We start from the raw sequence: 11,620 nt of genomic DNA, 5'->3' as shown, positions 1-11,620 counted from the left end.
AGACTGTAGAATCCATTTCATTTCAAGCTTTTTCAGAAAGTTATGCTAACGTTTTACTAAAATGTCAAATCGTGATATAATGAAAGCGATTAAAGCAAATAAACAAAGGAGACACTCTATGACTTACCAAGAAAATTATCAAAAATGGGTCGATTTTGCTGACCTTCCAGACTACCTTCGTCAAGATTTGGAAAATATGGACGAAAAAACAAAGGAAGATGCCTTTTATACCAATCTTGAATTTGGTACTGCTGGTATGCGTGGTTTGATCGGTGCTGGTACAAATCGTATCAATATCTATGTTGTTCGTCAAGCAACTGAAGGTTTGGCTCGTTTGATTGAATCAAAAGGTGGGAATGAAAAAGAACGTGGTGTGGCAATTGCCTACGATAGTCGTCACTTCTCACCTGAGTTTGCCTTTGAATCTGCGGCAGTTCTTGCTAAACACGGTATCAAATCTTACGTATTTGAAAGCCTCCGTCCAACTCCAGAACTCTCATTTGCAGTTCGTCACCTCAACTGTTTTGCAGGTATCATGATTACTGCCAGTCACAATCCTGCTCCATTTAACGGTTACAAGGTTTATGGAGAAGACGGTGGACAAATGCCTCCACATGACGCGGACGCTTTGACGACTTATATCCGTGCTATCGAAAATCCATTCGCTGTGGAAGTTGCTGATGTCGAAGCTGAAAAAGCTTCTGGCTTGATTGAAGTTATCGGCGAAGCTGTTGACGTAGAATACCTTAAAGAGGTTAAGGACGTAAATATCAACCCAGCCTTGATTGAAGAATTCGGTAAAGACATGAAGATTGTCTACACACCACTTCATGGTACTGGTGAAATGTTGGCTCGTCGTGCTCTTTCCCAAGCAGGATTTGACTCTGTTCAAGTTGTTGAAGCGCAAGCAACTCCAGACCCAGACTTCTCTACTGTTAAGTCTCCAAACCCAGAAAGCCAAGCAGCTTTCGCCCTTGCTGAAGAGCTTGGTCGTCAAGTTGGTGCGGATGTTCTTGTTGCAACTGACCCTGATGCTGACCGTGTTGGTGTTGAAGTCCTTCAAAAAGATGGAAGCTACCTCAACCTTTCAGGTAACCAAATCGGTGCCATCATGTCTAAGTACATCTTGGAAGCCCACAAAAATGCTGGCACTCTTCCTGAAAATGCTGCTCTCTGCAAATCCATCGTATCAACTGACTTGGTAACGAAGATTGCTGAAAGCTACGGCGCAACCATGTTCAACGTTTTGACTGGTTTCAAATTCATCGCTGAAAAGATCCAAGAATTCGAAGAAAAACACAACCACACTTACATGATGGGATTTGAAGAAAGCTTCGGTTACTTAATCAAACCATTCGTACGTGATAAAGATGCTATCCAAGCCGTTCTTGTTGTTGCTGAGCTTGCTGCTTACTACCGTTCACGTGGTCTGACTCTTGCTGACGGTATCGAAGAAATCTACAAAGAGTACGGTTACTACGCTGAAAAGACTATCTCTGTAACTCTCTCAGGGGTTGATGGAGCTGAGCAAATCAAAGCGATTATGGCTAAATTCCGTGACAATGGTCCAAAAGAATGGAACGCAACAGCTATCACTGTTGTAGAAGACTTCAAAGCACAAACTGCTACTGCTGCTGACGGTACTGTTACAAACTTGACAACTCCTCCAAGTGATGTTTTGAAATACACACTTGCTGACGGTTCATGGATTGCCGTTCGCCCTTCAGGTACTGAACCAAAAATCAAGTTCTACATTGCCGTTGTGGGTGAAAGTAACGAAGAATCACAAGCTAAGATTGCTAACATCGAAGCAGAAATCAATGCTTTTGTAAAATAAAAATCTATAAAAGATGAGACCAGCCAATCTCATCTTTTTTCGTATCAAATCTAAGCAATTTTAGGAACTTTATGGCATACTAGACTTATCAATGAAAGCGAGGTAATCTCATGGAACAATTTTTAGATAACATCAAAGACCTTGAAGTCACTACAGTTGCGCGTGCGCAAGAAGCTCTTGATAAAAAAGAAACTGCAACCTTCTTTATTGGTCGTAAAACTTGCCCTTACTGCCGTAAATTTGCTGGCACATTGGCAGGTGTCGTAGCTGAAACTAAAGCACATATCTACTTCATCAATAGCGAAGAACCTAGCCAACTCAATGCTTTGCAAGATTTCCGTTCACGTTATGGTATCCCAACTGTTCCGGGATTCGTTCATGTTGCTGATGACCAAATCAATGTCCGTTGCGACTCTTCCATGTCAGCAGAAGAAATCAAAGAATTTGCAGGATTGTAAAAAACAACAAAAGAAGGCACTCGCCTTCTTTTTATATATCTGTCAGTGGTGTTGCTGTATCTGGAGAGGTATCATAAACCTTAAAGTCTACTCCTACTCCCAGATCAGCTTGAGCCAGCTGATTGACCATGGTCATATGAGCCAACTCCTTGATATTGTTCTCTTTGGACAAATGTCCGAGGTAGATTTTCTTGGTCCGATTTCCCATTGCACGAATCATGGCCTCAGCACCGTCTTCGTTAGAGAGGTGACCGAGATCTGATAGAATTCGCTGTTTGAGTCGCCAAGCGTAAGAACCTGCTCGCAAGATTTCCACGTCGTGGTTGGACTCAATGAGATAGCCGTCAGCATTCTCGACTATTCTAGCCATACGGTCACTTACATAGCCTGTATCGGTCAGCATAACAAAGCTCTTGTCGTCTTTCATAAAGCGGTAAAACTGTGGCGCTGCCGCATCGTGGCTGACCCCAAAACTCTCAATGTCGATATCGCCAAAGGTTTTGGTTTTTCCCATTTCAAAAATGTGCTTCTGCGATGAATCTACCTTGCCGAGGTACTTGCTATTTTCCATAGCCTGCCAAGTTTTCTCATTAGCGTAAAGGTCCATACCATACTTACGAGCCAATACACCGACTCCATGGATATGGTCGGAATGCTCATGCGTAATCAAAATCGCATCCAGATCCTCAGGTTTGCGGTTGATTTCACTCAAGAGACTGGTAATTTTCTTACCAGACAACCCTGCATCCACTAAGATTTTCTTTTTTGGGGTCTCCAGATAAAAGGAATTTCCACTGGAACCTGATGCTAAAATACTGTATTTAAAGCCTATTTCACTCATTCTAGTCTTCTATTTCGTCCTCCCATATTTCTTCTTTTACGGCATCCTTATCATAAGGGAGCACGATGGTAAAGGTTGATCCCTTACCGTATTCACTTTTGGCCCATATAAAGCCATTGTGTTGTTTGATGATTTCTTTGGCGATAGCCAGACCTAGACCAGTACCACCTTGAGCCCGGCTTCTTGCACGATCCACACGGTAAAAGCGGTCAAAAATCTTCGGCAAATCTTGCTTTGGAATACCTAGACCTTGGTCTTTTATGGATAAAATCATCTGGTCATCAGTAGTTTTCATGCTGACAGTAATTTTCCCACCATCTGGTGAGTACTTGATGGCATTGTTGAGAATATTATCAATCACCTGGGTCATCTTATCAGTATCGATCTCGATCCAAACAGAATTGATAGGATAATCTCTAACCAGCTCATATTTTTTCTCCTCATCCTGACTTCTCATCTTATCAAAGCGGTTGAGGATAAAGGTGATGAAGGCTGTAAAATTAATCAATTCCACATCCAACTGAGTGGTCGCATTATCAATACGAGAGAGATGCAAGAGATCTGTCACCATCCGCATCATACGGTTGGTTTCATCAAGCGAAACCTTAATAAAATCAGGAGCAACAGGATCATACAAGGCTCCCTCGTCTAAGGCTTCAAGATAAGATTTAACACTGGTCAAAGGAGTCCTCAACTCATGGCTAACATTGGACACGAAGAGTCTCCGTTCACGCTCTTCCTTCTCCTGTTCAGTCGTATCGTGCAAAACGGCAACCAAACCAGAGATGAATCCAGACTCACGACGAATGAGTGCAAAACGCACACGAAGGCTAAGATATTCTCCATTAGCATTTTGGGAATCAATCATCAATTCGGGAATCTGTGTAATGAGGTCACGCAGTTCATACTCTTCCTCTATCTTAAGCAATTCTAGAATGCTTTTGTTCAATGCTTCTTCTTTTATGATACCCAGCTGTTTCTTAGCCATATCGTTAATCATAGTAATCTGACCACGGCGATTGGTCGCAAGAACTCCATCTGTCATATAAGAAAGAATACTGTTAAGCCTTTTTGTTTCTTGCTCCAAATTCTCCTGCGTTAAACGAATGACCTCAGACAAATCATTGAGATTATTGGTGATGTTGGTAATTTCAGAACTTCCCTGCATATCCAAAACTCGAGAATAATCCCCTGCAATCAAATCCTTGACCTTTTGATTAATCTGCTTTAGACGAATATTATCACGGCGATTTTCTAGCAATAGCAAGGTGACCACCAAGATAAAGCCCAGCAAAATCAAAATAAAGATAAAATCACTGGTCAGAATCGTTTGTCTAATATCTTCAATCATTATTTCTCATATAGTAACCCACACCACGACGTGTTAGGATGTATTCTGGACGGCTTGGAGTGTCTTCAATTTTTTCACGTAAACGTCGGATAGTCACATCCACTGTACGAACATCACCAAAATAATCATAGCCCCAGACAGTCTCAAGCAAGTGTTCACGAGTAATGACTTGTCCAATATGGGAAGCCAAGTGGTACAAGAGCTCAAACTCGCGGTGGGTCAATTCCAGTTCCTCACCATATTTTTTGGCTACGTAAGCGTCCGGCAGAATTTCCAAATCGCCAATCTGTAGGGGTTGGGATTTCTTTTCATCAGTTTCTTGACTATCCACTGAAGCGAGATCTGTACGACGGAGTAAAGCCTTGACACGCGCCTGCAATTCACGGTTTGAGAAAGGCTTTGTGACATAATCATCTGCCCCAAGTTCTAAACCGATAACCTTGTCAAACTCACTATCCTTGGCTGAGAGCATAATGATAGGCACACTACTCGTCTTACGAATGGCTTTGGCTACTTCTAAACCATCAATTTCAGGTAGCATCAAGTCTAGAATAATAATATCTGGTTGCTCTGCCTCAAATAGCTCAATAGCTTCTCTACCGTTAAAGGCTGTTACAACCTCATAACCTTCCTTGGTCATATTGAACTTAATAATATCTGAGATTGGTTTCTCATCATCTACAACTAATATTTTTTTCATATGTTCACCTTTTCTCTATCTATTATAACAAAAAAATGTAAAGAAGGCACAAATGGCTAATTCCAGCCCTCATCTTCAAGAAGTGTTTTATAAGCCTGCCAAATCTTTTGTTGAGGTTTAGCAAATGGATAATCAGAAAATTCCTGAGGAGAAACCCAGCGAATTTCTCTGTCAGAAAACTGTTTTGATTCTGTCACCTGACCCGCTAGGATTTGAATATGCCATTTCCGATGACTAAAGACATGCTTGACTTGATCAAATACTTGATAAGACCAATCAACTTCTAAATCATAATCTTGCTCAAAACTTTCTTGGGGTGTTGGACCGAAAGTAACGCTTTTTTCAGCGACCTGAGCAAATAGATTCAGTTGTTCCTCTTCCTGTGAAAACTCCTCTACTTCTATCAAGGGGAAATGCCAAAAACCAGCTAGCAGTTTCTCACTTTCGTTTTTCTCAAGTAGATATTGACCTTGAGCATTGCGCACAACCAAAGCCTTGAGATAGATTGGAAGAGGTTTTTTCTTGGGTTCTTTAATCGGATAAATATCCATGGTCCCATTCTGATAGGCTGCACTAAAGTCCTTAACAGGGCTTTCTTCTGGTCTAGGATTAACTGGCGCCTCTATGTCAGAACCCAAATCCATCAAAGCTTGGTTAAAGTCACCCGGCCGTTCTGGATCAATCAAGATTTCCATCATAGCTTGGAAGATCTTTCGATTGCTAGGAACTCCGATATCATGATTGACCTCAAACAAGCGAGACAAAACTCGCATGACATTGCCATCAACTGCGGGCTCGGGTAAATTAAAAGCGATACTGGAAATTGCTCCCGCAGTATAAGGACCAATCCCTTTCAGACTGGAAATTCCTTCATAGGTGTTTGGAAATTGACCACCAAAGTTAGCCATAATCTGCTGGGCCGCAGCCTGCATATTGCGCACTCGAGAATAATAACCCAACCCCTCCCATGCTTTCAACAAACGTTCTTCAGGCGCATTAGCCAAACTTTCCACAGTTGGAAACCAGTCCAAAAATCGTTCATAGTAGGGAATAACTGTGTCTACTCTAGTCTGTTGGAGCATAATTTCAGAAACCCAGATATGATAAGGATTTTTACTTCTACGCCATGGCAAATCCCGTTTGTTTTCATCGTACCAGTTGAGGAGTTTCTCGCGGAAAGAGGAAATCTTCTCCTCTGGCCACATATCAACACCGTATTCTTTCAAATCTAACATATATCTAGTATAACATAGAAGCTCCTAACTGTCCTTTTCTTAGCGCTAAAAAAGCCTCTTCTACGAGAGGAAGAGACTCCATTTCTTTATTGATTGATCGCCTGAGCTGCTGTGATGAGAGTCAATTTGTAAACATCATCTGGGTTACATCCACGTGATAGATCGTTGACTGGTTTATTCAATCCTTGTAGAACGGGACCGACAGCCGCAAAACCACCTAGACGTTCAGCTATCTTATAACCAATATTACCTGCTTCGATACCTGGGAAAATGAAGACATTTGCTTGACCTGCCACATTGCTTCCTGGAGCTTTTAGAGCTGCTGTTTCTGGGACAAAGGCTGCGTCAAATTGCAATTCTCCATCAATCTCAAGGTCAGGACGTAAGTTATGTGCCAGTTTAGTTGCTTCAACCACCTTGTCAACACTATCACCAAAACCAGAGCCTTTTGTAGAATAACTCAACATAGCGATTTTGGGTTCAATTCCAAACATTTTTGCAGTAATCGCTGAGTTGATAGCAATTTCAGCCAAAGCTTCCGCATCTGGATTGATGTTGAGGGCACAGTCACCAAACAAGTAACGTTCTGTACCACGTACCATAAGAAAGGCACCTGATGTCCGTGTAACATTTGGTCGTGTTTTAATAATCTGAAGAGCTGGACGAACAGTTGCGGCAGTTGAATGAGTAGCACCTGATACCATTCCATCTACCAAGCCCATATAGACAAGCATAACACCAAAGTAGTTAACATCTTTTAGCAAGACCTGGCGCGCTTCTTCTTCTGACATTTTTCCTTTACGACGTTCTACAAGTGCAACCACCATATCTTCAAATTGAGGATAGTGTTGGGGATCAATCACTTCATAACCATCCATGATCCCTTCGATTTCAAGATAAATTTTAATTTTTGCAGGATTTCCAAGTAAAACAGGAACAACTTCTGTTTCTTTTACCAAGCGTTTTGTCGCTTGAAGGATACGAGGCTCTTCCCCTTCAGGTAGAACAATACGAGCATTTTTGCCAACTAAACTGGCTTTGAGACTTTCAAAAACTTCCATGAGTTTCTCCTTTAAGATAATTAATTATACTCAAAATAGATTTTAAAGAGTATTAGTTGATAACTGAGTGATAAGATTGTTAAAATCATCTGGCAAAGGGCTTTCCAGCTCTAGCTGATGCCCTAAGAAGGGATGATAAAATGATAAGGAATGGCAATGCAGGGCCTGGCGTTGAATGCCATCTTCTAGGCTACCACCATAGAGATCATCTCCCAACAAGGGGAAGCCAATATGAGAAAAATGCACTCGGATCTGATGAGTTCGACCAGTATGCAGGCGAATATCGACTAGGTGAATATTTCCATAAGACGCTACAACTTTATAAGATGTATGAGCGTATTTCCCACCTTTTGCGACTCGTCTCGTGATAATGGAGTCCACATCACGCGCAATCGGGGCAATAATTTCCCCTTCAGGATCCAAAACACCAGCTCCTTTAACCAGTGCAAAATACCTTTTTTCGATAGACTTTCGTTGCAGTTGCTTGTCTAAACGTGCATGAGCATAGCCGTGCTTGGCAAAGAGCATCAAACCAGATGTATCTCTATCAAGCCTGGTCACGATGTGAACCTGCTGGTTTTCATATTCCCGCTTGACATAGTAACCCTTGATAAAATTGGCAATGGTATTAGAATGATTAACACTAGGAATAGAGGCTACTCCATAAGGCTTATTCAAAACCAGAAAATGGTCATCCTCATACAAGATATCTAGTGGTCGATCAATAGCTTCAAGGCTCTCAAACCCTTCCTCTGCTGGAATATCAATGGTAACCCTGTCTCCAACATCTAAGAGATAAGTTGCATTTTGAGGTTGGTCGTTGACCAAAGTAGCCCCGCCTCGAAACTTTATCTTAGCCAAAAGTCCTTTAGAAACCTCGTGTTTCTTAAGAAAGGTTTTGATTTTGACATGTTCATCTGCGATAAATTCAAACCTCATTCGTCCACCTCGCCGATGAAGGCATCTTTGACGCGATTCCAGAAACTAGTGTGACTTGGTGTCGCTACGAAGTGAATCTTGTGATGGTCGATTTGATACTCAATCCGTTCGATATTACGGAATGAATAGACGCTGTTATCGACTGATATCGTGTGGTAATCATTGCGTGTCGGCAAGAGTTCAATCTTATCTTTTTTTGGAATAATGATCGATGATCCCAAAGTGCGATAGACTCGGTTGTTAAGACTCGCAATTTCAGTCAGTTGCAAGGCTTCAATGGTCGGATGCAAGACAGCTCCACCCAAGGACTTGTTGTAGGCAGTGCTTCCCGTCGGCGTTGAAACAGTTACTCCATCTCCTCGAAATCGCTCAAACGGAACATGGTTAATGATGATATCTGCAACCATGGTGCGGTCTGACCGACGAATGCTGGCTTCGTTTAATGCACGGAAGGTCTTAACTTCTCCGTTTTCAAGTGTCACCTTGACATTCAAAACAGGATAGGAAACCTTGGCGCCAGTATCTAGTTGGAGATTGGTAACCAACTGGTCCAGCTCAAAGTCGCGGTAATCCGTGTAGAATCCCAAGTGTCCTGTATGTACGCCAATAAATCGAACTTTATCTAACTGATTCTCGTACTTGTGAAAGGCAGACAAAAGCATCCCATCCCCACCAATTGATATGACGATGTCAGGATTGGTGTCGTTGAGTATAAAATGATGTTTTTTCAACTGATTTTTCAGCTCATACAAAACCTTTTGACTCTGCGGTTTTCTATTTGCAATCAGATCAATTCGTTTACCTGTATTCTTCATCTGTATCGTCACTATTTCCTACACCGTCGTTTAGTTTTCTACTTAAAGGATCAAAGAGAGCCTGTGCTTCCTGAATGTCATCTCGAATCTTACCCATTTCTTCATCTAGTTGATGAGCAATTTTGGCAGTAATTTCCAGCCTTTTCTTGATCTCCTCTGGGAAATCCCCCTGATACTTATAATTGAGCGAATGCTCAATCGTAGCCCAAAAATTCATGGCTAAAGTCCGGATTTGAATTTCAGCCAGAATCGTCTTAACACCACTGATGGTGTCAACTGTATACTCTACCACCACATGATAGGAGCGATAACCCGAAGCCTTACGATGAGTGATGTAGTCACGTTCCTGTACTACTCTCATATCATGGCGTTTGCGTAAAATCGCAACAACTTCCTGAACATCATCGACGAACTGCACCATGACCCGCAAACCCGCGATATCCTGCAAGTCATGTTCCAAAGTATCGTAGCCAATCCCTCTGCGATTCATTTTTTCCTTAATACTTTCGATCGGCTTCACCCGTCCAGTAACAAACTCAATCGGAGAGTGCTTGTTTTGTTTACGATATTGTTTGCGAATCCCACGAAGTTTAATCTTCAATTCACCAACAGCTTGAATGTAAGGATCTAAAAATTCTTCCCATTCTATGGTCATATTTTCTCCCTTTTGGTATGTGATTGTGTTGTTGAAAATTTTTGATTTTTTCACTACAATCATATACAATAAATACATTGTCCATTATACCATAAATCGCTTTCAAAGATAGAAAAAAGGTTAGAAAAATGAAACATTTAGAAATTGAACTGAAAACACTACTGAAAAAAGAGGATTACGATCATTTAAAAGAACAGTTTTCCCATATCCAACCCGTCCTACAGAAAAACTACTACATTGATACACCTGATTTCCAATTGCGTGAAAAAAAGGTTGCCATGCGCATTCGCACCTTTTCAGATTGGGCGGAGTTGACCTTGAAAGTGCCACAAACTGTAGGAAATATGGAATACAACCAGAAACTAACTCTTCCAGAGGCTGAATCATACTTAGAAAAACAAAAACTACCTCAAGGGCTCGTTTTAGAGAAGCTCGCTAAAATTGGTATTGAAAGCCAAGACTGGTTTGTTCTGGGCTGTCTTGCAACTATTCGTTACGAAACGGAAACGTCGATTGGTCTAATGGCACTAGATGAAAGTCACTACTTTGATCATACAGACTACGAACTGGAGCTAGAGGTCACTGATCACGAGAAAGGAAAACGAGATTTTCAGCAATTTCTTTCAGAAAATAGTATCACTTATCAAAAGGCTCCTTCAAAATTAATTCGTTTTATTAAAAGCATGAAAAAATGCTGAAATAATCTCCATTTTCTGGTAAAATAATGGAGATAAAATATTTAGAGTTTACAGAGGACGGTCTATAATGTCAGATAGAAACAACATGAAACTTTTTGCACTTAATTCCAATCATGAAATTGCACAAAAAATCGCAGAGACGGTTGGGGTACCTCTCGGAAAATTATCTTCACGCCAATTTTCTGATGGTGAAATCCAGGTCAACATTGAAGAGAGTGTCCGTGGTTACGATGTCTACATCATCCAATCAACCAGCTACCCCGTTAGCAACCACTTGATGGAGTTGTTAATCATGGTCGATGCTTGTGTACGTGCAAGTGCTCATAGTATCAACGTTGTCCTTCCTTACTTTGGTTATGCTCGGCAGGATCGTATCGCTTCTTCTCGCGAACCTCTCACTGCAAAACTAGTTGCCAATATGCTTGTCAAGGCTGGTGTAAGTCGTGTTCTAACGCTTGACCTCCACGCTGTTCAGGTTCAAGGTTTCTTTGACATTCCAGTAGATAACCTCTATACAATTCCTCTCTTTGCTAAACACTACAGCGATAAAGGGTTGCTGGGATCAGATGTCGTTGTTGTTAGTCCAAAAAACTCTGGCGTCAAACGTGCCCGTAGCTTAGCTGAATATTTAGATGCACCAATCGCAATCATTGACTATGCTCAAGACGATTCAGAGCGTAGCCAAGGTTATATCATCGGTGATGTTGAAGGCAAGAAGGCCATCTTGATTGACGATATCCTAAATACTGGACGTACTTTCTCAGAAGCAGCAAAAATCGTCGAACGTGAAGGTGCAACTGAAATCTATGCGGTATCCAGTCATGGTCTCTTTGTAGAAGGCGCTGCTGAGCTTCTTGACGCAGCTAACATTAAAGAAATCCTTGTGACAGACTCTGTAGCAACCAAAGAAAGAACTCCGGAAAATGTATGTTATATCACCGCTAGCGAATTGATTGGTGATGCCATCGTCCGTATCCACGAAAGAAAACCAGTTAGCCCACTCTTTGCATATAATAAAAAGGAATAAGGT

The 11,620-nt window shown here is 41.5% G+C and carries 12 protein-coding genes; 4 read left to right on the top strand and 8 right to left on the bottom strand.

The features are described 5' to 3' along the window. The first annotated feature begins 118 nt into the window (after positions 1–118). Together D8801_RS01930 and D8801_RS01925 are read left to right on the top strand one after the other, a co-directional pair. On the top strand, positions 119–1,837 hold the full coding sequence (locus D8801_RS01930; protein WP_125847447.1) for a phospho-sugar mutase: 1,719 nt from the start codon (positions 119–121) through the stop codon (positions 1,835–1,837). Positions 1,838–1,947: 110 nt separating this feature from the next. Further along, positions 1,948–2,295 carry a DUF6568 family protein gene (locus tag D8801_RS01925; RefSeq protein ID WP_125847445.1) on the top strand — a complete coding sequence of 116 codons (348 nt, stop codon included), beginning with the start codon at positions 1,948–1,950 and terminating at the stop codon, positions 2,293–2,295. Positions 2,296–2,326: 31 nt separating this feature from the next. On the opposite strand, the gene D8801_RS01920 is transcribed toward D8801_RS01925, so the two are convergent. From D8801_RS01920 to yjbM, 8 genes are all read right to left on the bottom strand, one after another. Then, complete coding sequence (locus tag D8801_RS01920; RefSeq protein WP_125847443.1) at positions 2,327–3,136, bottom strand: MBL fold metallo-hydrolase; 810 nt, start codon at positions 3,134–3,136, stop codon at positions 2,327–2,329. Between the two features lies 1 nt (position 3,137). Next, complete coding sequence (gene vicK / locus D8801_RS01915) at positions 3,138–4,487, bottom strand: cell wall metabolism sensor histidine kinase VicK (RefSeq protein WP_125847441.1); 1,350 nt, start codon at positions 4,485–4,487, stop codon at positions 3,138–3,140. Next, entirely contained in the window at positions 4,480–5,187 is a 708-nt protein-coding gene (gene yycF / locus D8801_RS01910) for a response regulator YycF (protein WP_000723164.1), read from the bottom strand. Before yycF ends, vicK begins: the two co-directional genes overlap by 8 nt. Before the next feature lie 56 nt (positions 5,188–5,243). Next, positions 5,244–6,422, bottom strand: coding sequence for an A/G-specific adenine glycosylase (gene mutY, locus D8801_RS01905; protein WP_125847439.1), 1,179 nt, complete (start codon positions 6,420–6,422; stop codon positions 5,244–5,246). Positions 6,423–6,508: 86 nt separating this feature from the next. Then, the gene (pta, locus tag D8801_RS01900; protein ID WP_125847437.1) at positions 6,509–7,483 is read right to left on the bottom strand and encodes a phosphate acetyltransferase; all 975 of its coding nucleotides are present in this window, start codon (positions 7,481–7,483) and stop codon (positions 6,509–6,511) included. Positions 7,484–7,525: 42 nt separating this feature from the next. Continuing rightward, a complete protein-coding gene (locus tag D8801_RS01895) occupies positions 7,526–8,422 on the bottom strand; it encodes an RluA family pseudouridine synthase (protein ID WP_125847435.1) in 897 nt (298 codons plus the stop codon). After that, positions 8,419–9,237 (bottom strand): NAD kinase, encoded by an 819-nt coding sequence (locus tag D8801_RS01890; protein WP_084976276.1) that lies wholly within the window; start codon positions 9,235–9,237, stop codon positions 8,419–8,421. Before D8801_RS01890 ends, D8801_RS01895 begins: the two co-directional genes overlap by 4 nt. Continuing rightward, complete coding sequence (gene yjbM, locus D8801_RS01885) at positions 9,221–9,892, bottom strand: GTP diphosphokinase (RefSeq protein ID WP_061416815.1); 672 nt, start codon at positions 9,890–9,892, stop codon at positions 9,221–9,223. The genes D8801_RS01890 and yjbM overlap by 17 nt, the downstream gene beginning before the upstream one ends. A gap of 128 nt (positions 9,893–10,020) precedes the next feature. On the opposite strand from yjbM, the gene D8801_RS01880 reads away from it, so the two are divergent. Next, positions 10,021–10,590 (top strand): CYTH domain-containing protein, encoded by a 570-nt coding sequence (locus D8801_RS01880; RefSeq protein ID WP_125847433.1) that lies wholly within the window; start codon positions 10,021–10,023, stop codon positions 10,588–10,590. A 67-nt stretch (positions 10,591–10,657) separates the two neighbouring features. Then, the gene (locus tag D8801_RS01875; protein ID WP_084975459.1) at positions 10,658–11,617 is read left to right on the top strand and encodes a ribose-phosphate diphosphokinase; all 960 of its coding nucleotides are present in this window, start codon (positions 10,658–10,660) and stop codon (positions 11,615–11,617) included. Positions 11,618–11,620: the final 3 nt, after the last annotated feature.

This window comes from Streptococcus oralis, from assembly GCF_003943415.1.
GTDB classification, from domain to species: Bacteria; Bacillota; Bacilli; order Lactobacillales; family Streptococcaceae; genus Streptococcus; species Streptococcus oralis_BJ.
The sequence above is the reverse complement of the archived record's forward strand: the minus strand, read 5'-3'. Positions and strand labels throughout refer to the sequence as shown.